Raw genomic sequence first — 20488 nt, 5'->3', positions numbered from 1 at the left:
CATCACCGCGGGATGACGGGGAGATGGCGGTATCGTTGCAGCGCTACTAGAGCGCCGGCCAGCGGACCGCCAAAAGCAGCAAGAGGCCGATTTCGCACAGCTCAATGCCCGCGCCCAGGCAGTCCCCGGTCATGCCGCCCAGCTTGCGCAGCAGGAAGCGCCGCCAGGCCAGCGCCGCCAAAGGCGCCAGCAGCAATGCCGGGGCCAGCCAGGCCGACAGCGCCGCCAGCAGCGCCGCGTTGACCGCCAGGCTGGGGCCGTGCCGCCGCCAGGCGAAGCGCTCGCCGCTGCCAGGCGCGATCGCCGGCAGGCTGGCCGACCAGTACACCGCGAAACAGCGGCACCAGGCGGGGATCAGCAGCAGGCCCCAAGGCGGCGCAGGCTGTTTGGCCAGCAACATCAGCAAGATCAGCTTGGCGACGACGGCCAGGATCAGCGCCAGCGCGCCGAAGCTGCCGACGTGAGGATCTTTCAGCACCTCGAAGAAACGTTCGCGCGAACGGTGGGCGGCGCCCAGCGCGTCGGCGAGATCGCCCAAGCCGTCCAGATGCAGGCCGCCGGTGACCCAGGTCCACATCAAGAGCGCCAGCAGCGCCGCCAGCCAAGGATCGCTCAGGCGGCCCAGGGTCAGCGCCGCCAGCAATAGCGCGCCGATGATCAAGCCCACCGCGGCGAACCAGCGCGCGCTGTCGGCCAACCACTCGGGCTTGAACTCGCGCAGCTGCGGCGTGGGCAGGCGGGTCAGGAACTGCAGCGCCAGAATCAGTCCGCGCACGGTGCTTCCAGCCGCATCAAATAGGCCGGGTGCCCGTCCAGGATGGATAATTGGGCAAAGCCGCCGCGCTGCACCGTCATCAGCTTGGCCACCGCAAAATCGGCGCCCAGCAACTCCGCCAGCAAGGTGGTGATGACGCCGCCGTGGGTGACCAGCACGCGGTGGCTGCCGCTGGCCGTGGTCATCCACTCGGACAGGCCGGCCAGCACTCGGGTGCGGAAGCCATCGTAAGCTTCGCCGCCCGGCGGCGTCAGCTCCCCGGCCGCCAGTTTGGCGCGCCAGTCCGGATAGCGCTGCGCCAGCACCTGCACGTCCATGCCGTCCCAGTCGCCAAAGTCCATTTCCGCGAAGCGCGGGTCCACTTTCAGCGTCAGCGAGCCGTGCAGAGCGTGCTGGACCGCGAACTCGCGGCAACGCTGCAAGGGCGAGCTAGCCATCGCGGTGACCGGCGCCAGCGCGCAAATGCGCTGCCAGCTTTGCGCCATCTGAATGTGTCCGGTGGCGTTCAGCGGCAGATCGCAACTGCCGATCAAGCGGCCCTCATGATCGATTTCGCCGTGACGCAACAGGGTCAGGGTATAGGGGTTCATTCCGCTTTTCCGGTGATGCCCGCCTCGGCGAAGGTGGCCATCTCGTTGTGCAGGCGGATGGCCATTTGCAGCAAGGGCACGCACAAGGCGGCGCCCGACCCCTCGCCCAGATGCATGCCCAGGTCCAGCACCGGCTCCAGCTTCAGCGCGTGCAGCGCCAGCAGGTGGCCGGTTTCTTCCGAGCGGTGGCTGGCCAGCAGCCAATCTCCCGCGCGCGGCTCCAGCGCCAGCGCGCAGAGCGCGGCGGCGCTGGAAATGAAGCCGTCCACCAGCGCCGGCGCGCCTTGCGCGGCGCTTTCCAGATAGAAGCCGGCCATGGCGGCGATTTCCAGGCCGCCCAGCTCGGCCAGGATGTCCAGCGCGGACAAATCGCGCCCGGCGACGCGGGCCAGCGCGGTGCGTACCACTTGGCGCTTGGTGTCCAGGCCGGCCTCGTCCAGGCCGGTGCCGCGGCCGACGATGCGCTCCGGCGGCAAGTCCGCCAGCCGGCAGATCAGCGCGGCGGACGCGGTGGTGTTGCCGATGCCCATGTCGCCGGCGATCAGCAAATTGGCGCCGCCGTCCAGCGCGCGGCGCGCGGCCAGGCGGCCCACTTCCAGCGCGGCCTCCGCCTGCGCCGGCGTCATTGCGGCCTCCCTGGCCAGATTGCCGGTGCCGGCCCGCACTTTGGCGTGGACGATGGGCAGCGCGGAGACGTCGCTGAGCACGCCGGCGTCCACCACCTCCAGCCTGGCGTCCAGGCTTTGCGCCAACACGCAGATGGCCGCGCCGCCATTGGCGAAATTGCGCACCATTTCGCCGGTCACCACCGAGGGATAGGCGGACACGCCTTCCGCCGTCACGCCGTGATCGCCGGCGAACACCGTGATCGCCGGCCGCAGCGCGTCCGGGCAGACCTTGCCCTGCCAGGCGGCGAAGCGGCAGGCCAGCTCTTCCAACCTGCCCAGGCTGCCCGCCGGCTTGGTGAGTGTGGCCTGGCGGGCGCGGGCGGCCTGGTAGGCGGCGAAATCGGGTGAGCGAAAGGTATCGATGAATGTCATGAGATGGCCAACTCCAGCCTGGATGAGAGAGTGATTCAGCGGCGACTTTAAGCGATAGCCCGCCACCGGGGCAACCCGCAGCCGGTGGACGATTTGATCCTAACTAAACATATTTCTTTTGGCGCCATCCCGTCGGGATGCTCTCCGGTATAATCCGGAACCTAGCAGGTGTCCGCGGTTCAAGCGACGCGGATGAAACGGGAAGCCGGTGCAAGACCGGCGCTGCCCCCGCAACGGTAAGGCCTGGCGTGTGAAGCTGTTCAACCGAGTCGCGCTCGACGCGCGAGACGTTGAACCTCAACGCCCAGGCGATGCAACGGCCACTGTCCATCGGATGGGAAGGCGCATCGCCGCAAGGCCGAGCCCGGAGACCGGCCTGCTGGCATGCGCGATCATGGAAACCACACTCGCGCCCGCCCAATGGCCGCCCGGAAGGCGGCCGCACTGGAGTATCGCGGGGAGGCGATCCGACAGACGGCCCGGCGTCCTGCCGCGGCGTCCCCCTTTATCATGCCTTCTTCGCACTCTTCCTAACCATGCCGCCCAGGCGGCCAGATTCCATGTGGAGTGTGTTTCATGTTCAAACCCCAACAATGCGCCTTGCTGGTCTCGCTGGCCTGCGCCGGCCAGGCCTATGCCGCCAATGTGCCCGAGTTCGCCGGGGATCCGGTAGTGGTGACGGCGGGCCGTGTGGCGCAACCGCTGTCGCGCACGCTAGCCGATGCGACCGTGATCACGCGCGAGGAAATCGAAGAAAGCGGGGCGCAAACCCTGCAACAAGTGTTGTCGCGTCAAGCGGCTGTTTTTATCGCCAGCAATGGCGGCCCAGGCAGCGCCAGCAGCATCTATATCCGCGGCAACAAGGATAGTCATACGGTAGTGCTGGTGGACGGCGTGCGAATTTATTCCGCCACGCTCGGTACCACGACGATTCAGAATATTCCATTGGCCCAGATCGAGCGCATTGAAATTCTGCGCGGGCCTGCGTCCAGTTTATACGGCGCAGACGCCATCGGCGGGGTGATTCAGATCTTCACTCGCAAAGGCGAGGGCGAGCCGCGATGGAACGCGGGGGTGGAGTTTGGCAGCCGAGGCACCGGCAAGCTAAGCGCCGGCGTAGCGGGGAAGTCGGGAAATACCGCTTATAGCCTGCAGCTGTCGCACGCTCAGTCCGATGGTTTTTCGGCGACGAATTCACGAAACACGGATTACTACAACCCGGACAATGATGGGTATCGCAATGATAGCTATGCCGCTAGCCTGACGCAGACCTTGTTGCCGGGCCATGACTTGACTGTGCGTCTATTCCAGACCTTTGCTGAGGCGGACATTGACTCTAGCAGTGCGTGGAAGGGGCAGGATAGCTACAAGTCGCGCCTGACTGGGCAGAGCGTTGAATCAAAAAATCGTTTCAATGATGTCTGGACAAGCACTCTGCGTTTTGCCCGCAGTCAAGACAAGTCAGAGATGTTCAAGAACGGCAATTTCGATCGGCGTGCCAGCTTTTTTCAGACAACGCAGAACGAATGGCAATGGCAGAACGACTTGAATACCAAGGTTGGCGTATTTATTTTGGGCGCTTCCCATTTGGACCAGAAAATCGCTAGCGATGGTATCTATACCAAAAACACCCGCACCACCAATGCCGGATTCGTGAGCTACCAGTTGGAGTTGGGCAAGCATCTTCTGCAAGCTAGCCTTCGAAACGATCATGATGATCAATTTGGGGGGAAGATGACCGGTAAAGCCGGTTATGGCTATCGTTTCGCCGATGGTTGGCTTGCGCGTGTAGGTTATGGCACAGGGTATAAAGCACCGTCCTTTAACGATCTGTACTATCCGGACAGCGGCAACCCCAATCTAAAGCCGGAGAGTTCAAAGAATACAGAACTGGCCCTGCAATACCGAAAAGATGGCCGTTCGGCTAGCTTGACCCTATTCCAGAACAAAGTGGAGCAGTTGATTCAGTGGGCGCAAGCCGACCCCACGGATTTCAATTCATGGCGCCCGAGCAATGTGGATCGCGCAACGATCCGGGGGCTGTCATTGGAGGCGGGGGCCCAATGGCTCAGTATCGACTGGCAAGGTAACTTGACGCTGATGGATGCGCGAGACGATAAGACAGGCAATTGGTTGGCAAACCGGCCGCGCCAGAGTGCCAGCGTATCCGCCGCCAAGCAGTGGGAAAAATGGACGCTGGGAGCGGAGCAGCAAGTCGCGTCGCGCAGAGCGGGAGATGCGGCTAATTCGGAGGCCAAAGCGCTGCATGGTTACGGCGTGACCAATATTTTTGCCAATTATCGTTTTGCCAAAAATTGGACTGCCACGGCTCGAGCGGACAATCTGTTCAATCGTGAATATGAAACCGCTTATGGGTACAACACCGGCGGACTGGGTGTTTTCCTTGGGGTTCGTTTCAGTCAGTAAGGAATTCCCATGCCCCACCTGATCACCGGCGGCGCGCGCAGCGGCAAGAGCCGCTACGCCGAAACCCTGGCCTTGGCCCACCCGGGCCCGGTCTGCTATCTGGCGACGGCCGAGCTGCGCGGCGGCGACGCCGAGTTCGCCGCTCGCGTCGAACACCATCGTCGACGGCGTCCGGCGGCGTGGTCGCAAGCGGAGGCCGGCCGCGGCTTGGCCGCCGAGCTGCTGCGTCGCGACGCGGCGGGCGGCCTGCTCTTGGTCGACTGCCTGGGCATGTGGCTGATGCGCTTTTTCAACGAGGACGGCGGTTTCGACACCGCCGGTTTCGAACAGGAACGCGCCGCGCTGCTGGCGGCATTGGAACAGGCCCGAGGCGAGGTGCTGCTGGTCAGCAATGAAATCGGCTGGGGCGTGGTGTCGGCCAATGCCCAGACCCGATGCTTCGTCGACGAGCTGGGGCGGGTGAATCAAGCGGTGGCGGCGGTCTGCCAGCGGGTGACGCTGGTGGCCTGCGGCTTGCCGCTGGTGTTGAAAGGCGAGATATGAGACGGTTGCCGGTTCTGGCCTTGCTGCTGGGCGCGCTGCCGGCTTTGGCGGCGGTCAGCGCCCAGGACGGCGGCGGCCAGACCATCACGCTGGCGCAGCCGGCGCAAAGGATTCTGACCCTGGTGCCGCACGCCACGGAAATGCTGTACGCGGTGGGCGCCGGAGACAAGTTGGTGGCCACGGTGGAACATAGCGACCATCCGGACGCCGCCAAGCGTTTGCCGCGGGTGGGCAGCTTCACCGGCTTCAGCCTGGAGGCGGTGATGCGGCAGCGGCCGGATCTGGTGGTGGCCTGGCGCGACGGCGGCGCGCCGCGCGAACTGGAGCGCTTGCGCAGCCTGGGCATTCCCGTCTATCTGAGTCACCCTTTGCAGCCGGACGACGTGGCCAAGGAAATGCTGGCCTTGGGGCGGCTGGCGGGCGTGGACGTCGCCGCCGGCAAGGCGGCCGCGAGTTATCGCCAGCGCCTGGCCGAGTTGCGCCGGCGTTACGGCTCGCGCGCGCCGGTGCGGGTGTTCTATCAAGTCAGCCAAACGCCCATTTTCACCGTCAGCGATCAAAGCTTCATGGGGCCGCTGATCAGCTTGTGCGGCGGCGTCAACGTGTTTGGCGATGTCCGGCAGCCGGCGCCGCAAGTGTCCGCCGCCACCGTGGTGGCCGCGCGTCCGCAGGCCATTCTGGCCGGCGACGAGGCCAGCCTGCGGATGTGGCGTCGTTGGCAAACGCTGCCGGCGGTGGCCAAAGACGCCTTGTTCGCCTTGCCGGGCGACGCCATGGTCGTGCCCGGCCCGCGGCTGGTGGACGGCGCGGCGGCCCTGTGTCTCGCGCTGGACACAGCGCGGCAGCGGCTGGGTTTGACGGCCAAGTGAGCGCCGGCTATCCTCGCCGCCATGGACAAGGAACTGGAATATCTCGAGTCGCGGGTGACGGCGTTGGTGGCGCGCATTCGCGAACTTGAAACACAAAACGGCCGTTTTGCCGAAGCGCTGTCCGAAGCGCTGCGCGACAATGCGGAGCTGAACTTCAGAGTGAACGAAACCCGCGCGCGGGTGGCGGCTCTGGTCGAGCGCCTGCCCAAGGCGTCGGAGGATGCGGAATGAGCGACGTGGCTCAGGTTGAAATCGAACTGCTGGGACGTTCCTTCACCATCGGCACCCCGGCGGAAGAAAAGGAAACGCTGCAAGAGGCGGTGCGTCTGCTGGCCGGCAAGATCGAAATGATCCAGCAGCACGGCAAGGTGATGGACGCCGACAAGATCGCCATCATGGCCGCCTTGAACATCGCCCACGATTTGTTGAAGACAAAAGTGGGAGAGGGCTTGGAGATGGCGGCGTTTCAGCGTAAAATACGCAGTATGAGCGAAGCAGCCGACCAGGCGCTCCGCGAAAGCCAGCAAGCGCTGTTTTAAACCGCAGCCAGCTGGCGAACACCAAGGTCAGTACCCCCTGCGGTGTTTGTGAAGGCACACAATTCCTTTGTACCAATGCGTTCGCTTCAGGCTGCCAGCGTGAGTCATGGGCGTGCCGCGTCCTCTTGAGGATGCGCCCGAAATGACTGGCAGGCGGCCCTCCCTGGAAACAGGGTACAAGCGAATTTTGCCCGAACGACACTCGCGGGGGCTCCCCCCTCTGCCATGACCGCCCCCTCTCTTGTTTCCGATCCGTTTCCCGTCGACAAGCCCGCATTGCGCAGGAAAATTCGCCGCGCGCGTCAGGCTCTGAGCGCTTCTTACCGTTTGCAGGCGATGCGGGCGATCGCGCGTCACGCCTCGCGGCTGCTCAAGCGAGGCAAGCGCGTGGGCGCTTATCTGGCCGCCGGTTCGGAGCTGGATCTGGAAATCCTGATGAGCGCAGCGCTGTGGCGCGGCGCGGAAGTCTATCTGCCGCAGATTCCGCGGCGCGGCCGCCGGCTGTGGTTCAGCCGTCTGGGCGCGGCTGACCGCTGGTATCTGCATCCGCGCTACCGGATCGCCGAATACGATGGTCCGGCGCTGCGCGCCGAACGGCTGGACGTGTTGTTTGTGCCGCTGCTGGCCATCGACGACGAGGGCTATCGCATGGGGCAGGGCGGCGGCTTCTACGACACCACGCTGGCCTTCCGCCAGCGCGCGCGCTTGTTCGGCAGGCCCTTGCTGGTGGGCGTGGCCTACGATTGCCAGCGCGTCGAGCGCGTGCCGCGCGAGCCCTGGGATGTCCGGCTGGATTATTTGCTGACCGAATCCGGTTTGCGCCGGCTGCCTTTGAGCCCCCTATGCCGATAGCCATCGTCTTCCTGGCCGTTTTGCCGGCCTTGGCCCTACTGGGGCGGCTGGAGTGGGCGGTGGCGTGGCTGTATCTGAGCCTGAGCCTGCTGTGCTTCATTCTGTACTGGCGCGACAAGCGGGCGGCGGAGCGCGGCGGGCCGCGCACGCCGGAAGCCCGGCTGCTGTGGCTGGGTGTGCTATGCGGCTGGCCCGGCGGCCTGATGGCGCGCCGGCTGTTTCGCCACAAAACCGTCAAGCAGCCGTTTCGGCTGCTGTTCTGGTGCGGCGCGGCGCTGAATCTGGCCTTGCTGGGCGGCTGGCTGTATCTGCGCGCGGCTTAGCGCCAGGGGCGGCGGCCGTAGTCGCCGGAATAGCCGTAGACGGGCGTCACCACGACGGGCGCCGGGCGCACCACCACCGGCGCGGGTTTGACGACTACCGGCGCCGCCCGGGGCGGCACCACCACGCAGGCGCTCAAGGCGCCGCTCAGCAACAGGCCCATCACCAGCTGTTTTTCATGCGTTTTCATGGTCTTCCCTTTCCATATCGCTTCAGAACCCCCTTTCGGGGCGGTGAAGACAGCCTAAGCCGCAATCTTTCCAGTAAGATTGAGCAAGCGTTAACCCTTTCCCTGACTGATTAACAGACATTGCCCATGCGATACTGGCTGATGAAGTCCGAACCGGACGATACCTCGATCGACGATCTCGCCGCCGAGCCCGAACGCTTGTTCGAGTGGACCGGCGTGCGTAATTACCAGGCGCGCAACTTCATGCGCGACGGCATGCAAGAGGGGGACCGGCTGCTGTTCTGGCACTCGTCCTGCCCGGAGCCGGGCGTGGCCGGCCTGGCGGAAATCGCCGCCTCCGCGCATCCGGACTCCAGCCAGTTCGACCCGGAAAGCCTTTACTACGACCCCAAGTCCTCTCCCGACGCGCCGCGCTGGCTGGCGGTGGACGTACGTTTCCTGCGCAAGACCCGGCTGCTGTCCCCGGCCGAGCTGCGCCGACACCCGCCGCTGGCGGAGATGACGGTGCTCAAGCGCGGCAACCGGCTGTCCATCACCCCGCTGAGCGAGGACGAATGGCGCTATATCACTGAACAGCTGCTGGCATGCTGAGCGTGCCGCTGATTTTGGCGCTGCTGGCCTGCGGCGCGGTGGCCGGCTTTCTGGCCGGCCTGCTCGGCGTCGGCGGCGGCCTGGTCATCGTGCCCGTGGTGTTGGGGGTCTTGTCCGCCGCGCATTTGGGCGGCGACCATGCTCAGCATCTGGCGGTGGGCACCTCGCTGGCGGTAATGGTGTTCACCAGCCTGTCCAGCGTGCGCGCTCATCATAAAAAGGGCGCGGTGGACTGGCGCATTGTGCGGGCGATGGCGCCGGCGATGGTGGTCGGCACCTTGCTGGGCAGCCTGATCGCCGGCGCGATTTCCGGGCTGGCGTTGAAATGGTTCTTCGTCGGCTATGCCTACCTGGTCGCCGTGCAGATGTTCTTCAATCTCAAGCCGCAAGCCAGCCGCGGAATGCCGGGCCAGGCTGGGCAGTGGGGCGCCGGCGGTGCGATAGGCATGATCTCCAGCTGGGTGGGCATAGGCGGGGGTTCGATGAGCGTGCCTTATATGAGCTGGTGCAATGTGCCGGTGCACACCGCCATCGCCACCAGCGCGGCCTTGGGCTGGCCCATCGCCGTGTCCGGCGCCGTCGGCTATCTCTACAGCGGCTGGAGCGTTGCCGGCTTGCCGGCAGGCGCCTTGGGTTTTATCTACCTGCCGGCGATGCTGGCGCTGATGCTGATGACGGTGCTGATGGCGCCGCTGGGCGCGCGCGCCGCGCACAAGCTGCCGGTGGCCCGTTTGAAGCAGGTGTTCGCCGCCTTGATGGCGACGATGGCCAGTGAGATGTTGTATAGCCTGCTGCGCGGCTAAGAACCTGTTCATAGTCTGCTGTGCTTTGGCGATACGGCGTTAAAAACCAGCTCAAAATGCTCAGTACCCCTCGGACATTCCGCTTTTTCGCTAATTTTCGCCTTGTCTCGCTCTGGCTCGCGAGACTTTGAACAGGCTCTAAGAAACCGACTTTTGATGGAGAAGCCATGCTGTATCCGCCGATAGAACCGTTTGCCAGCGGCATGCTGCCGCTGGACGGCTTGCATTCCATGTACTGGGAGCAGTGCGGCCAGCCGCAGGGGTATCCGGTCCTCTATCTGCACGGCGGACCCGGAGACGGCTGCGTGCCGGCCTGCCGCCAGTTGTTCGACCCCGGTTTTTACCGCGCGGTGCTGTTCGATCAGCGCGGCAGCGGCCGCTCCTCGCCGCGCGGCGAGCTGCGCGACAACAGCACCGCCCATCTGGTGGCGGACATCGAGCGGCTGCGCGAGCAACTGGGCATAGAGCGCTGGCTGGTGTTCGGCGGCTCCTGGGGCAGCACGCTGGCGCTGGCTTACGCCCAGGCGCATCCGGAGCGCGTCAGCGGCCTGATTCTGCGCGGCATTTTCCTGGGCGAGCGCCGCGAGATCGACTGGTTTCTGCACGGCATGGGTCAGTTCTTTCCCGAGGAGTGGCAACGCTTTGTCGCGCCCATCCCGGAGGCGGAGCGCGGCGACTTGCTGGCCGCCTATTACCGGCGGCTGACCGATCCGGACCCGGCGGTGCACCTGCCGGCCTGCCGCGCCTGGGGGCGTTACGAGGGCGCTTGCGTCGCGCTGCGCCCCAATGCCGACGCCGCCGAGCGCGCCGGCAGCGAATACGTGGCCTTGTCGCTGGCGCGGCTGGAGGCCCATTACTTCGTCAACCGCGTGTTTTTGCCGGAAGGCGCGCTGCTGGACGGGCTGGCGCGCATCCGCCATATTCCCGCCGCCATCGTGCAAGGCCGTTACGACGTGGTCTGCCCGCCCTCCACCGCGCTGAGGCTGGCCCAGGCCTGGCCGCAGGCCCACTACGAACTGGTGGAAGCCGCCGGCCACTCTGTGTGGGAGCCGGGCATACTCGAGGCGCTGCTGCGGCAACTGGAGCGTTTCCGCGACGCCCATCTGGCCGGCCGGGTCTAAGAGCCTGTTCAAAGTCTCGTGAGCAAGGGCGAGACAAGGCGAAAACGCTTGAAGAAGCGGAATGCACAGGTGGCGCATGAGCATCCTGAAAGCGTTTTCAACGCGGTATCGCCGAAGCGCGGCAGACTTTGAATCGCTTCTAAGCCCGCGCAACTATTTGGCGCGTAGGCCGGTCGAATCTGGTTTTCGACAAGGAAAGACTGGCAATTGAAAACCATCGTTCTCTGCGCCGCGGCCTTACTGGCCGGAATGCCCGCCGCCGCCTCCGCCTATAGCGACGAGACGCGCTTCCCCTTTGCCGGCCAGCCCGGCGAACTGCCGCTGGAAGTGGTGTTGCGCTTCGCCAAGAACCGGCTGGGCGAAGACGGCCAGTTCGAATACCGCAGCCTGAAAGTGATCCAGACCAGCCCGCCGGAAGCCTTCGACAAGGCCAGCATCGCGCTGCTGCGCGAAGGCCTGATGGACGACAGCGTCAAGGGCATGCGCCAGCGCTTCCAGCTCTCCCGCGAAGGCAATGTCTGGACCATACGCTCGGTGAAGGAGGATTTCTCCTGCTGGCGCGGCCGCAAAGGCTGGGGCGTCAAGCCCTGCCCTTGACGGCGACGGGTCAAGGAGCCGGCCAAGCATTTGTTTTTTTGGGGTCTTATCGCGGAAGCGAAGACGCCGTTATAATGGGGGCAACCTTTTTGCGGACGGGCTATCCGGAGCGGAGCGCATCACTGGCGCCTCCGGGCAGCCCGCCTTTTGTATTTCAGAGTCCAGATAAAGATCGCCATGCAAGAACAATACAGCCCGCGCGCGGTGGAAGCCGCCGCCCAGCAGAAATGGCAGAAGACTGCCGCTTTCAAAGCCGTGGAAGACGCGTCGCGTCCCAAATACTACGCGCTGTCGATGTTCCCCTATCCGTCCGGCAAGCTGCACATGGGCCATGTGCGCAACTACACCATCACCGACGTGCTGGCCCGCTTCAAGCGTCTGCAAGGCTTCAACGTGCTGCAGCCCATGGGCTGGGACGCCTTCGGCCTGCCGGCCGAGAACGCCGCGATGAAAAACGGCGGCGCGCCGGCGGCCTGGACCTACGCCAACATCGAATACATGAAGCAGCAGCTGGACAGCCTGGGTTTTGCGCTGGACTGGGAACGCGAGCTGGCCACCTGCAAGCCGGACTACTACCGCTGGGAACAGTGGCTGTTCACCCGTTTGTTTGAAAAAGGCGTGATCTACAAGAAAAACGGCGTGGTCAACTGGGATCCGGTGGATCAGACCGTGCTGGCCAACGAGCAAGTGGTGGACGGCCGCGGCTGGCGTTCCGGCGCGCTGGTGGAAAAGCGCGAAATCCCGATGTACTACTTCCGCATCACCGACTACGCCGAGCAGCTGCTGGCGGATCTGGACAAGCTGGACGGCTGGCCGGAACAGGTCAAGACCATGCAGCGCAACTGGATAGGCAAGAGCTTCGGCTCCGACGTGGCCTTCGCCTACGACGAAGCCAGCATCGGCCACGCCGGCCAGCTCAAGGTCTACACCACCCGTCCCGACACCCTGATGGGCGCCACCTATGTGGCGGTGGCCGCCGAACACCCGCTGGCCAGCCAGGCCGCGGCCGGCAACGCCGAGCTGCAAGCCTTCATCGCCGAATGCAAGGCCGGCTCCGTGGCCGAGGCCGACGTGGCCAAGATGGAAAAGAAGGGCATGGACACCGGCCTGTTCGTCGTTCATCCGCTGACCGGCGCCAAGCTGCCGGTATGGGTGGCCAACTACGTGCTGTGGGGCTACGGCGAAGGCGCGGTGATGGCGGTGCCGGCGCATGACGAGCGCGATTTCGAGTTCGCCAACAAATACCGCTTGCCGATCCAGCAGGTCTACGCGCCGGCCAGCGGCGAAGACAACTTCGACGCCGCCGCCTGGCAGGACTGGTACGCCGCCAAGGACGACAGCATCCGCACCGTGGGCAGCGGCAAATACGACGGCCTGAACTTCGCCGCCGCCTTCGACGCCATCGTCGGCGATCTGGAAGCCAAGGCCTCCGGCCAGAAGAAAACCCAATACCGCCTGCGCGACTGGGGCATTTCCCGCCAGCGCTACTGGGGCTGCCCTATCCCCATCATCCACTGCCAGAGCTGCGGCGACGTGCCGGTGCCGGAAAAAGACCTGCCGGTGACGCTGCCGGAGAACGTGATTCCGGACGGCGCCGGCTCCCCGCTGGCCAAGATGCCGGAATTCTACGAAACCAGCTGCCCGAAATGCGGCGGCGCGGCCAAGCGCGAAACCGACACCATGGACACCTTCGTCGAGTCCAGCTGGTACTACGCGCGCTACGCCTCGCCCAAGTGCGACACCGCGATGGTGGACAAGAAGGCGGCCGACTACTGGCTGCAAGTGGACCAGTACGTGGGCGGCATCGAACACGCCATCCTGCACCTGCTGTACGCGCGCTTCTTCCACAAGCTGATGCGCGACGAGGGCCTGGTGTCCAGCGACGAGCCGTTCAAGAGCCTGCTGACCCAGGGCATGGTGGTGTGCGAAACCTTCTATCGCGAACTGCCCAACGGCGCCACCGACTGGATCGCGCCGCAGGACGTGGTGCTGGAGCGCGACGCCAAGGGCAAGATCGTGGCCGCCAAGCATCGCGTGGACGGCCTGCCGGTCGTGGTGGGCGGCATCGAGAAAATGTCCAAGTCCAAGAACAACGGCGTGGACCCGCAGGAATTCATTGAAAACTACGGCGCGGACACCGCCCGCCTGTTCATGATGTTCGCCGCGCCGCCGGAGCAGAGCCTGGAATGGTCGGACGCCGGCGTGGAAGGCGCGTTCCGCTTCCTCAAGCGCTTGTGGAAGGCGGCGAACGAGCATGTCGCAACCGGCCTGGCGCCGGCTTACAGCGGCGGCGAACTGAGCGCCGGCCTGAAAGACCTGCGCTTCAAGCTGCACGCCACCATCCAGAAAGTGGCCGACGACTACGGCCGCCGCCAGCAATTCAACACCGCCATCGCCGCGGTGATGGAACTGCTGAACACCTACGACAAGACCGACACCTCCGGCGACGCCGGCCGCGCCGTGGCGCAGGAAACGCTGGAAGCCGTGACCCTGTTGCTGTCCCCCATCGTGCCGCATATCTGCGACGCGTTGTGGAACGCCTTGCGTCCGGGCAGCGAATTGCTGCAACAAGCTTGGCCGAAAGTGGACGAGAGCGCGCTGATCAAGAGCGAGATCGAACTGATGGTGCAAGTGGGCGGCAAGCTGCGCGGCAGCGTCACCGTGGCCGCCGACGCGGCCAAGGACGCGATCGAGGCGGCGGCGCTGGCGCATGAAAACGTGCAGAAGTTCATGGAAGGCAAACCGGCCAAGAAAATCATCGTGGTGCCGGGCCGCCTGGTCAACATCGTGGTGTAAACCGGCGTGGCTTAGGCTCCGGGTCGCGGATCGCGCCCCGGGCCGGGCCAGGCAAGCATTGTTTCCCGATAAGGAATCGCGAATGAGACTTTCCCTGCAATGGCTGTGGCTGGCGCTGCTGGCCCTTACGCTGAGCGCCTGCGGCTTCCACCTGCGCGGCCTGGGCGGCCCGATGAAGCCGCTGCCGTTCGCCTCGATGTATTTCGACGGCGGCAACACCGCGGTGGCCGGCGACGTGCGCACCGTGCTGGCGCGCGACCCGCGTCTGCAAGTGCTGGGCAATCCCAAGCAGGCCGAGGCGGTGGTGACCATCCTCAGCGAAAATCAGTCCAAGGACATCCTGACCCTGAACGTGGGCGGCAAGATCAACGAGTACCAGCTGACTTACACCGCCGTGGTGCGCACCGTGCTGTTCGGCGTGCCGGTGGAGCCGGACATGACGGTGGTCGTGCGCCGCAGCATGAACTACTCCGACAGCGCCATCCTCGGCAAGGAGCAGGAAGAAGCGTTGATCTGGGCCGACGCCCGCCGCGACGCGGCCGAGCAGATCGTGCGCCGGCTGGCCTATCTGAAAAAGCCGGCCGCCGCGCCGCTGACCGGCCCGCAAAGCCTGAAGCCCGCCGATGCCCAGCCTAAGCCCTGACGCGCTGATCGCGGCGCTGGGCAAGGGCCTGGCGCCGCTTTACCTGATCCACGGCGAGGAAGCGCTGCTGGCGCTGGAAGCCGCCGACGCGCTGCGCCAGGCGGCGCGCGAGCAAGGCTATCAGGAGCGAGAAGTGCTGACGGTGGAGGCCGGTTTCGATTGGTCGCAATTGCGCGACGCGATGAGCAGCGTCTCGCTGTTCGCCGAGCGCAAGCTGCTGGAAATCCGCATTCCCAACGGCAAACCCGGCACCGAAGGCGCGGAAGCGCTGCAGCAGCTGGCGGCGCAGCCGCCGCAGGACACGGTGACCTTGATCACCCTGCCCAAGCTGGAGCGCGCGCAGCAGCAGTCCAAATGGTTCCAGGCGCTGGAAAAGCTGGCGGTGACGGCGGAGGCCCGCCTGGTGGGGCGCGCCGAGCTGCCCGGCTGGATCACGCGCCGGCTCAAGGCCCAGGGCCAGGTGCTGGGCGGCGAGGCGCTGGCCTTCTTCGTTGATCGCGTGGAGGGCAATCTGCTGGCCGCGCGCCAGGAAGTGGACAAGCTGGCCTTGCTGTATCCGGCCGGCGAACTGACGCTGGAGCAACTGCGCGCCGCGGTGGCCAATGTGGCCCGCTTCGACGTGTTCCATCTGTCCGAATCCTGGCTGGCCGGCGACGTGCCGCGGGTGCTGCGCATGCTGGACGGCCTGATGGCCGAAGGCGAGGCGCCGGTGCTGGTGTTGTGGTCGCTGACCGAAGACGTGCGCATGTTGCTGCGTCTGCGCCAGGGCCTGAAGGATGGGCGCAACGCGCGCGACATGGCGCGCGAACTGCGTTTGTGGGGCGACAAGCAGCGTCTGGCCGAACCGGCCTTGCGCCGCATCGGCCCGCGCAAGCTGATGACCGCGCTGGACGAATGCGCGCGCATAGACCGTCAGATCAAGGGCGTGGAAGTCGGCGACCCCTGGCAGACCATGCGCGGGCTGGCGGGCCTGCTGGCCGCTTGAGCCAGCGGGACATTCACCAAGATTCGCGCCCCGTGCGCGGCAAACAGGAGAGCACCATGGCTTTATTCGATACCTTGAGCGGTTTGCTGTCCGGCGGCGCGGAAGGCGGCGCCGGCGAAGCCCTGCAAAGCTTGTTGCAACAACAAGGCGGCTTGTCCGGACTGCTGGAACAGTTCCAGCAAGGCGGTCTGGGCGAGCTGGTGTCGTCGTGGGTGGGGCAGGGCGGGAATCTGCCGGTGTCCGCCGAGCAGATCCAGCAAGTACTGGGCGGCGATCAACTCGCCGGCATCGCGGAAAAAGTGGGCCTGGACCAGGGGCAAGTGTCGCAATTGGTGGCCGAACATCTGCCCGGTCTGGTGGACAAGCTGACCCCCAACGGCCAGCTGCCGCAGGGCGATGATTTGCTGTCCCAGGGCGCGGATCTGCTCAAAGGCTTATTCCGCTGATCCCTCCCATCCATGCAACAACGCCGGCCGCGAGAGACTCGCCGCCGGCGTTTTTCATGCCTTTGGCCGGCCCGCTTGCAAGCGGGATCAGGCCGGCGCAAGGAGTCCGTTCCGAGAACGTGTTTACGATCTCGCGCGCTAAGGCGAGACAAGGCGAAAACAGCTGAGGAAGCGGAATGTACATAAGGCACATGAGCGTTTCCAAGGTGCACTCACCGAGCCACGTTCCACGACGCGCAGCAGATCGTAAATAGATTCTTAATGATGATGACCGGCCGCGCCGGCGGTCACCGTCAGCTCCGCCGCCGGGCTTTTCAAGTCATGGGCGTCCTGGCCGGGGGCCGGAATGTCCGCCCAATTGGTTTCGCCCTGTTCGCACAGCTGTTTCACCTTGAAGTAGAGCTTGCCCGGCTGGGCGGCGATCTTGGCCTGGAATACGAACTCATCGTAGAAATTGGACGGCAGCTTGCCGCCCTTCCAGGTGATGCGGCTCACATCCTCGCTCACCTTGCGGCCGTAATTGTCGAAAGGCTTGACCGCGCTCTTGCTCACCTCCACCTCCCAGCCGGCTTTCGGCATCGGCTGCGCCAGACGCACGCCCTCCGGCATTTCCACGCTGATGGCGGTGGTGGGGCTGCCGTTGCAGCCATGGCCGATTTTCAGCACGCCCTTGTAATAGCCGCCGCTGGCGGCGGTGGGCATTTCCAGGGTGACGTGGGCGAGGGCGGAGCCGGAAGCGGCCAGCAAGGCCAGCAGGGCGATCTTTTTCATCGTAGCTCTTTGCGGATCAGGGTTAGCGCGCGTGTCGGCCATTGGCGGCGACAAATGCGAATGAGGATTAGCCGCATCAGTTTAGCGCCTGCTCATCCCCCTAGCATGCGACAAAGTGTCGCAGAGTCGGCATGAGAATAATGCAAATTGCGATGGCTTTGTCATGGCCGCTATACTGGTCGCCCGCCCAATGGTTCAGGAGTCGTCATGATGGTCCGTGCCTTATCCACCGCAGCGTTGATGATGTTGTCCACTCATGACTGTGCCGCCGGCGGCTACAGCGGCCTTGGCGCCGCCAGCGTCAGCGCGGAGGAGGTGGCGCGCTACCGCGCCGCGCCCTTGCCGGCGGAGCTGAGCCGCAAAGTGCAGAATATGCTGGACCTGCGCGCGCCCGGCGCCGGCGTGCTGTCCCCGGACGGCAAGGCCTTGTATTTCAGCTGGCGCGTCACCGGCGTGCCGCAGGTCTGGAGGCTGGACGGTCCGCAACGCTTTCCGGTGCAGCTTACCGGCGGCGAAGACGCCACCCTGATCCAGGACGTCAGTCCGGACGGGCGCTGGCTGGTGCTCAGCCGCGACCGCAAGGGCGAGGAAAATCCCGGCCTCTATCTGCAAGCCGCCGCCGGCGGCGCGCTGCGCGAAGTCCAGCACAAGCCCGGCGTGCAGACCCAGTTCCAGTTTCTCAGCAAGGACGGCCAATGGCTGTACTACCGCAGCAACGACGAGCGGGCCGACAGCTACACCCTGTATCGCTATCGGCTGGCCGACGGCCGCCGCGAGCGTCTGTTCGGCGATCGCGGGGCCTGGAGCATCGCCGATCACCGCGACGACGGCCGTCTATTGCTGCAAAAGACGCTGAGCAACGCCAGCGCGGAATTCTATTTATGGACGCCGGACGGCAAAGCCTTGCAGCCGCTGCTGGGCCAGGGCGAGGCCGTCGACTATCGGATGGACTTCGGCCTGCGCGACGGCGAATACCTGGTGCGCAGCAATAAGTTCGGCGAATACCACCGTCTTTATCTGTGGAGCGCCGGCGTCTTCCAGGCGCTGACGCCGGAAGCGCGCGGCGACGTGGAAAACCTCAACATCGACCATGAGCGGGGCCGCGTCTACTACACGCTGAGCCAGGATGGTTACGGCAAGGCCTTGGCGCTGGATGGCCGCCGCGGCTATCGCGCGCTGAAGCTGCCGGTCTTCCCCGGCGCGGCCCAGGTCAACGTCGTCAACCTCAGCCGCGACGGCCGCTACGTCAACTTCAGCGTGGAAACCGACACCGCGCCGGCCAGCAGCCATGTTTGGGACAGCAAGCGCGGCAAACTCAGCCAGTGGCTGTTGCCGTCCGCGCCGGAACTGGATACCCGGGGCTTCGCCAAGGTCAGCCTGGAAAGCTACCCGGCGCGCGACGGCACGCCGATTCCGATGTTCGTGCGCCGGCCGACGCGCTGCGCGGCCACGCCCTGCCCGGTGGTGGTCCACTTTCACGGCGGGCCGGAGAGCCAGAGCCGGGCCGGCTTCTTGCCGCAGGCCCAGTTATTCGTCGACGCCGGCTTCATTTATGTGCAGCCCAATGTGCGCGGCTCCGTCGGCTACGGCAAGAGCTGGCTGGACAGCGACAACGGTCCGCGCCGGCTGCAAGTGCTGTCCGATATCGAAGACGCCGCGCGCTACATCCGCAGCCAGTGGGGCGCGGACGGCGTGGCGCCCAAGATCGGCGTGATGGGCGGCAGCTACGGCGGCTATTCCACGCTGGCGGCGATGACCATCTTCGCCGGCGCCTACGACGCCGGCGTGTCCAATGTCGGCATCGCCAACCTGGTCAGCTTCCTGCAAAACACCGCGCCCTACCGCCGCGCGCTGCGCGCCGCCGAATACGGCGACCTGGAGCGCGACCGCGCCGCGCTGGAGCAATTGTCGCCCATCAATCACATCGACAAGCTGCGCGATCCGCTGCTGATCATCCAGGGCGTCAGCGACCCGCGGGTGCCGGTGGGCGAGGCGCTGCAAATGTACCGCGCGATGGCCGGCAAGGGCGTGGACGGCGGCCTGATCCTGTTCCCGGACGAAGGCCACGGCGCGGCCAAACGGGAAAACCAGGTGCTGCAACTGGGCCATAGCCTGTGGTTTTTCCAGCGCCACCTCTTGGGGCAGAATGAGGGTGGCGGCGCCAAAGCCGGGCGTGCCGAATCGGGAGAGCAACATGAGTCCACAGGCGCTTGAAGACTACCTCCATCAACACATCCCGCTGTCCGCCGCGATGGCGGTCCGCGTGACCGAGGCCAGCGGCGAACGGGTGATCCTGAGCGCGCCGCTGGCGCCCAATATCAACCACCGCGCCACTGTGTTCGGCGGCAGCGCCTCGGCGGTGGCCATCCTCGCCGCCTGGTGCCTGGTGTTCATGCGCTTGCGCGAGCGCGGCCTGGCCGGCCGCGTCATCATTCACGGCAACGACATGCGCTACGACAAGCCCATCGTCGCCGACTTCCTCGCCCGCGCCGCCGCTCCGGACGCCGCCGACTGGGACAAGCTGGAGCGGGCTTTGCGGCGCGGACGCATGGGGCGCTTGCGGCTTGCCGTGGCGCTGGAGTGCGACGGCGAAGCGGTGGGCGGCCTGAACGGCGAGTTCGTGGTGCTGCCTGGAGAAGGGGATTCCCAGTACTGAAGCCCCCCCGGCGCAGCGCTATCGCTTATCAAACTTTAAATCCAATCTGAATAGCTTATTTTTTGTGCTAAAAAGAAATATCTTGTGCCGGGTTGGGTTGAGCGATAGCCAAAATAACCGCGCCCCGGCGTTGTCGGCCGCAGCCGCGCCGCAACGCCAGCGGACGCAGGCTGGGGGAGGCCGATGGCTTCAAAAGCGCAAAAAGAGCTGGAACTGGTGCTGCGTTTATTGCAGCGCAAGGGTTTGCACGCAGTGGACCGGCAGTCCTGGCCGCCGCCGCTGCCGGATGTGGGCGCCACCCTCAGCGACGGCCGGCGGATCGCTTTCGAAGTGACGGAAGTGCATGCGGACGAGCACTTGTTCGGCGGCGGCAAGGGCTGTCTGCGCGCCCGCGAAGTGCGCCAGGCGCAGCAGGGCGAGGATGCGGCGATCAGCGTGCCCAACGCGCCCATCGCCGCGATCAAATACCGTATCCAAGCCAAGTGCGTGAAGCGCTACGCGGCCAAGCCCGGCTATGAATTGAGCCTGCTGCTGGCAGCCAATATCCCGCAGTTCGGCGGCGTGGCCGCCACCACCCTGTTTCCCGCCTTTATCCAGGAAGCGGCGCTGACCGCCGCCACCCATCATCTGTTGGAGTCGTCCGCCTTCGAGCGCGTCTACCTGCATCTGATCCAGCCCGGCGTCTTGTACGAGTGGAGCAAGCAAGACGCCTGGGTGGAAATGGCCAAAACAACGGAGGAGGGCGTCCGTCCGCCTTTTTGGGCGGAACCCATGCTCGGCGGCGTCTGTTGGCAAGGCGGCGCGTCCTGAAGGTTAGGACGCGCGTTTTCATTCCGGCTCGTGTTTGCGGTAGCCGTCGTTCCACACACTCCTTAAGCGTGACGCGCAAGGCAAGGCGGCGAGGCTAATCCCCGGCGGGGTTTGGTGGGTATC

Annotated in this window: 23 protein-coding genes, 1 other RNA gene and 1 riboswitch; of the genes, 19 read left to right on the top strand and 5 right to left on the bottom strand. The window is 65.3% G+C overall.

Annotated elements, in window-relative coordinates:
- Positions 1 to 46: 46 nt before the first annotated feature.
- The 3 genes from cobS to cobT are packed head-to-tail and all read right to left on the bottom strand — an operon-like array spanning position 47 to position 2405.
- The gene (gene cobS / locus DB032_RS20835) at positions 47 to 775 is read right to left on the bottom strand and encodes an adenosylcobinamide-GDP ribazoletransferase (protein WP_107801140.1); all 729 of its coding nucleotides are present in this window, start codon (positions 773 to 775) and stop codon (positions 47 to 49) included.
- On the bottom strand, positions 763 to 1365 hold the full coding sequence (locus DB032_RS20830; protein WP_107801139.1) for a histidine phosphatase family protein: 603 nt from the start codon (positions 1363 to 1365) through the stop codon (positions 763 to 765). Before DB032_RS20830 ends, cobS begins: the two co-directional genes overlap by 13 nt.
- On the bottom strand, positions 1362 to 2405 hold the full coding sequence (gene cobT / locus DB032_RS20825; RefSeq protein WP_107801138.1) for a nicotinate-nucleotide--dimethylbenzimidazole phosphoribosyltransferase: 1044 nt from the start codon (positions 2403 to 2405) through the stop codon (positions 1362 to 1364). Before cobT ends, DB032_RS20830 begins: the two co-directional genes overlap by 4 nt.
- Before the next feature lie 149 nt (positions 2406 to 2554).
- A riboswitch (cobalamin riboswitch) is annotated at positions 2555 to 2800 on the top strand.
- A 181-nt stretch (positions 2801 to 2981) separates the two neighbouring features.
- On the opposite strand from cobT, the gene DB032_RS20820 reads away from it, so the two are divergent.
- The 8 genes from DB032_RS20820 to DB032_RS20785 all read left to right on the top strand — a co-directional run bounded on the left by DB032_RS20820 (position 2982) and on the right by DB032_RS20785 (position 7958).
- A complete protein-coding gene (locus DB032_RS20820) occupies positions 2982 to 4832 on the top strand; it encodes a TonB-dependent receptor domain-containing protein (protein ID WP_107801137.1) in 1851 nt (616 codons plus the stop codon).
- 9 nt (positions 4833 to 4841) lie between these two features.
- Positions 4842 to 5375 (top strand): bifunctional adenosylcobinamide kinase/adenosylcobinamide-phosphate guanylyltransferase, encoded by a 534-nt coding sequence (gene cobU, locus DB032_RS20815; protein WP_107801136.1) that lies wholly within the window; start codon positions 4842 to 4844, stop codon positions 5373 to 5375.
- Positions 5372 to 6244, top strand: a complete 873-nt coding sequence (locus tag DB032_RS20810; RefSeq protein ID WP_107801135.1) for a cobalamin-binding protein — start codon at positions 5372 to 5374, stop codon at positions 6242 to 6244. The genes cobU and DB032_RS20810 overlap by 4 nt, the downstream gene beginning before the upstream one ends.
- A 21-nt stretch (positions 6245 to 6265) precedes the next feature.
- Positions 6266 to 6475 carry a hypothetical protein gene (locus DB032_RS20805; RefSeq protein WP_048409989.1) on the top strand — a complete coding sequence of 70 codons (210 nt, stop codon included), beginning with the start codon at positions 6266 to 6268 and terminating at the stop codon, positions 6473 to 6475.
- Complete coding sequence (locus tag DB032_RS20800) at positions 6472 to 6783, top strand: cell division protein ZapA (protein WP_019101793.1); 312 nt, start codon at positions 6472 to 6474, stop codon at positions 6781 to 6783. Before DB032_RS20805 ends, DB032_RS20800 begins: the two co-directional genes overlap by 4 nt.
- A 31-nt stretch (positions 6784 to 6814) precedes the next feature.
- Positions 6815 to 6998, top strand: a non-coding RNA gene (gene ssrS, locus DB032_RS20795) — 6S RNA.
- A 61-nt stretch (positions 6999 to 7059) separates the two neighbouring features.
- Entirely contained in the window at positions 7060 to 7635 is a 576-nt protein-coding gene (locus DB032_RS20790; RefSeq protein ID WP_233246755.1) for a 5-formyltetrahydrofolate cyclo-ligase, read from the top strand.
- A complete protein-coding gene (locus DB032_RS20785) occupies positions 7626 to 7958 on the top strand; it encodes a DUF1294 domain-containing protein (RefSeq protein ID WP_107801133.1) in 333 nt (110 codons plus the stop codon). Before DB032_RS20790 ends, DB032_RS20785 begins: the two co-directional genes overlap by 10 nt.
- Here the strand turns inward: DB032_RS20785 and DB032_RS20780 are convergent.
- Complete coding sequence (locus tag DB032_RS20780; RefSeq protein ID WP_107801132.1) at positions 7955 to 8146, bottom strand: hypothetical protein; 192 nt, start codon at positions 8144 to 8146, stop codon at positions 7955 to 7957. The two genes, DB032_RS20785 and DB032_RS20780, sit on opposite strands and share 4 nt — an antisense overlap.
- A 126-nt stretch (positions 8147 to 8272) precedes the next feature.
- On the opposite strand from DB032_RS20780, the gene DB032_RS20775 reads away from it, so the two are divergent.
- The 8 genes from DB032_RS20775 (at position 8273) to DB032_RS20740 (ending at position 16128) form a co-directional block, all read left to right on the top strand.
- Positions 8273 to 8737, top strand: a complete 465-nt coding sequence (locus DB032_RS20775; protein ID WP_107801131.1) for an EVE domain-containing protein — start codon at positions 8273 to 8275, stop codon at positions 8735 to 8737.
- Positions 8731 to 9540, top strand: a complete 810-nt coding sequence (locus DB032_RS20770) for a sulfite exporter TauE/SafE family protein (RefSeq protein WP_107801130.1) — start codon at positions 8731 to 8733, stop codon at positions 9538 to 9540. Before DB032_RS20775 ends, DB032_RS20770 begins: the two co-directional genes overlap by 7 nt.
- A 167-nt stretch (positions 9541 to 9707) precedes the next feature.
- Positions 9708 to 10661 (top strand): prolyl aminopeptidase, encoded by a 954-nt coding sequence (gene pip / locus DB032_RS20765; protein ID WP_107801129.1) that lies wholly within the window; start codon positions 9708 to 9710, stop codon positions 10659 to 10661.
- A 207-nt stretch (positions 10662 to 10868) separates the two neighbouring features.
- Positions 10869 to 11258 (top strand): hypothetical protein, encoded by a 390-nt coding sequence (locus tag DB032_RS20760; RefSeq protein ID WP_107801128.1) that lies wholly within the window; start codon positions 10869 to 10871, stop codon positions 11256 to 11258.
- A 177-nt stretch (positions 11259 to 11435) separates the two neighbouring features.
- On the top strand, positions 11436 to 14054 hold the full coding sequence (gene leuS, locus DB032_RS20755; protein ID WP_107801127.1) for a leucine--tRNA ligase: 2619 nt from the start codon (positions 11436 to 11438) through the stop codon (positions 14052 to 14054).
- 82 nt (positions 14055 to 14136) lie between these two features.
- Positions 14137 to 14697, top strand: coding sequence for an LPS assembly lipoprotein LptE (gene lptE, locus DB032_RS20750; RefSeq protein ID WP_107801126.1), 561 nt, complete (start codon positions 14137 to 14139; stop codon positions 14695 to 14697).
- Positions 14678 to 15682, top strand: a complete 1005-nt coding sequence (gene holA / locus DB032_RS20745; protein ID WP_107801125.1) for a DNA polymerase III subunit delta — start codon at positions 14678 to 14680, stop codon at positions 15680 to 15682. Before lptE ends, holA begins: the two co-directional genes overlap by 20 nt.
- Positions 15683 to 15738: 56 nt before the next feature.
- Positions 15739 to 16128 carry a YidB family protein gene (locus DB032_RS20740; RefSeq protein WP_107801124.1) on the top strand — a complete coding sequence of 130 codons (390 nt, stop codon included), beginning with the start codon at positions 15739 to 15741 and terminating at the stop codon, positions 16126 to 16128.
- 258 nt (positions 16129 to 16386) lie between these two features.
- On the opposite strand, the gene DB032_RS20735 is transcribed toward DB032_RS20740, so the two are convergent.
- Complete coding sequence (locus DB032_RS20735) at positions 16387 to 16899, bottom strand: YcnI family protein (protein WP_107801123.1); 513 nt, start codon at positions 16897 to 16899, stop codon at positions 16387 to 16389.
- Positions 16900 to 17106: 207 nt separating this feature from the next.
- Here DB032_RS20735 and DB032_RS20730 point away from each other — a divergent pair, with 207 nt between their 5' ends.
- The 3 genes from DB032_RS20730 (at position 17107) to DB032_RS20720 (ending at position 20365) form a co-directional block, all read left to right on the top strand.
- Complete coding sequence (locus DB032_RS20730) at positions 17107 to 19113, top strand: prolyl oligopeptidase family serine peptidase (protein WP_233246754.1); 2007 nt, start codon at positions 17107 to 17109, stop codon at positions 19111 to 19113.
- Positions 19094 to 19555, top strand: coding sequence for a YiiD C-terminal domain-containing protein (locus DB032_RS20725; protein WP_107801122.1), 462 nt, complete (start codon positions 19094 to 19096; stop codon positions 19553 to 19555). The genes DB032_RS20730 and DB032_RS20725 overlap by 20 nt, the downstream gene beginning before the upstream one ends.
- A gap of 183 nt (positions 19556 to 19738) precedes the next feature.
- Positions 19739 to 20365, top strand: a complete 627-nt coding sequence (locus tag DB032_RS20720; protein WP_107801121.1) for a hypothetical protein — start codon at positions 19739 to 19741, stop codon at positions 20363 to 20365.
- The last annotated feature ends 123 nt before the right edge of the window (positions 20366 to 20488 follow it).

The sequence above is a fragment of the Chromobacterium sp. Panama genome (assembly GCF_003052555.1).
Lineage (GTDB): Bacteria > Pseudomonadota > Gammaproteobacteria > Burkholderiales > Chromobacteriaceae > Chromobacterium.
The sequence above is the reverse complement of the archived record's forward strand: the minus strand, read 5'-3'. Positions and strand labels throughout refer to the sequence as shown.

Bases quoted from the DNA above. Each gene is read 5' to 3' on its own strand.
- DB032_RS20830 (WP_107801139.1), bottom strand. From the start codon at position 1,365: ATGAACCCCTATACCCTGACCCTGTTGCGTCACGGCGAAATCGATCAT.
- cobT (WP_107801138.1), bottom strand. From the start codon at position 2,405: ATGACATTCATCGATACCTTTCGCTCACCCGATTTCGCCGCCTACCAG.
- DB032_RS20820 (WP_107801137.1), top strand. From the start codon at position 2,982: ATGTTCAAACCCCAACAATGCGCCTTGCTGGTCTCGCTGGCCTGCGCC.
- cobU (WP_107801136.1), top strand. From the start codon at position 4,842: ATGCCCCACCTGATCACCGGCGGCGCGCGCAGCGGCAAGAGCCGCTAC.
- DB032_RS20810 (WP_107801135.1), top strand. From the start codon at position 5,372: ATGAGACGGTTGCCGGTTCTGGCCTTGCTGCTGGGCGCGCTGCCGGCT.
- DB032_RS20805 (WP_048409989.1), top strand. From the start codon at position 6,266: ATGGACAAGGAACTGGAATATCTCGAGTCGCGGGTGACGGCGTTGGTG.
- DB032_RS20800 (WP_019101793.1), top strand. From the start codon at position 6,472: ATGAGCGACGTGGCTCAGGTTGAAATCGAACTGCTGGGACGTTCCTTC.
- DB032_RS20785 (WP_107801133.1), top strand. From the start codon at position 7,626: ATGCCGATAGCCATCGTCTTCCTGGCCGTTTTGCCGGCCTTGGCCCTA.
- DB032_RS20780 (WP_107801132.1), bottom strand. From the start codon at position 8,146: ATGAAAACGCATGAAAAACAGCTGGTGATGGGCCTGTTGCTGAGCGGC.
- DB032_RS20775 (WP_107801131.1), top strand. From the start codon at position 8,273: ATGCGATACTGGCTGATGAAGTCCGAACCGGACGATACCTCGATCGAC.
- DB032_RS20770 (WP_107801130.1), top strand. From the start codon at position 8,731: ATGCTGAGCGTGCCGCTGATTTTGGCGCTGCTGGCCTGCGGCGCGGTG.
- pip (WP_107801129.1), top strand. From the start codon at position 9,708: ATGCTGTATCCGCCGATAGAACCGTTTGCCAGCGGCATGCTGCCGCTG.
- leuS (WP_107801127.1), top strand. From the start codon at position 11,436: ATGCAAGAACAATACAGCCCGCGCGCGGTGGAAGCCGCCGCCCAGCAG.
- lptE (WP_107801126.1), top strand. From the start codon at position 14,137: ATGAGACTTTCCCTGCAATGGCTGTGGCTGGCGCTGCTGGCCCTTACG.
- holA (WP_107801125.1), top strand. From the start codon at position 14,678: ATGCCCAGCCTAAGCCCTGACGCGCTGATCGCGGCGCTGGGCAAGGGC.
- DB032_RS20740 (WP_107801124.1), top strand. From the start codon at position 15,739: ATGGCTTTATTCGATACCTTGAGCGGTTTGCTGTCCGGCGGCGCGGAA.
- DB032_RS20735 (WP_107801123.1), bottom strand. From the start codon at position 16,899: ATGAAAAAGATCGCCCTGCTGGCCTTGCTGGCCGCTTCCGGCTCCGCC.
- DB032_RS20730 (WP_233246754.1), top strand. From the start codon at position 17,107: ATGATGGTCCGTGCCTTATCCACCGCAGCGTTGATGATGTTGTCCACT.
- DB032_RS20725 (WP_107801122.1), top strand. From the start codon at position 19,094: ATGAGTCCACAGGCGCTTGAAGACTACCTCCATCAACACATCCCGCTG.
- DB032_RS20720 (WP_107801121.1), top strand. From the start codon at position 19,739: ATGGCTTCAAAAGCGCAAAAAGAGCTGGAACTGGTGCTGCGTTTATTG.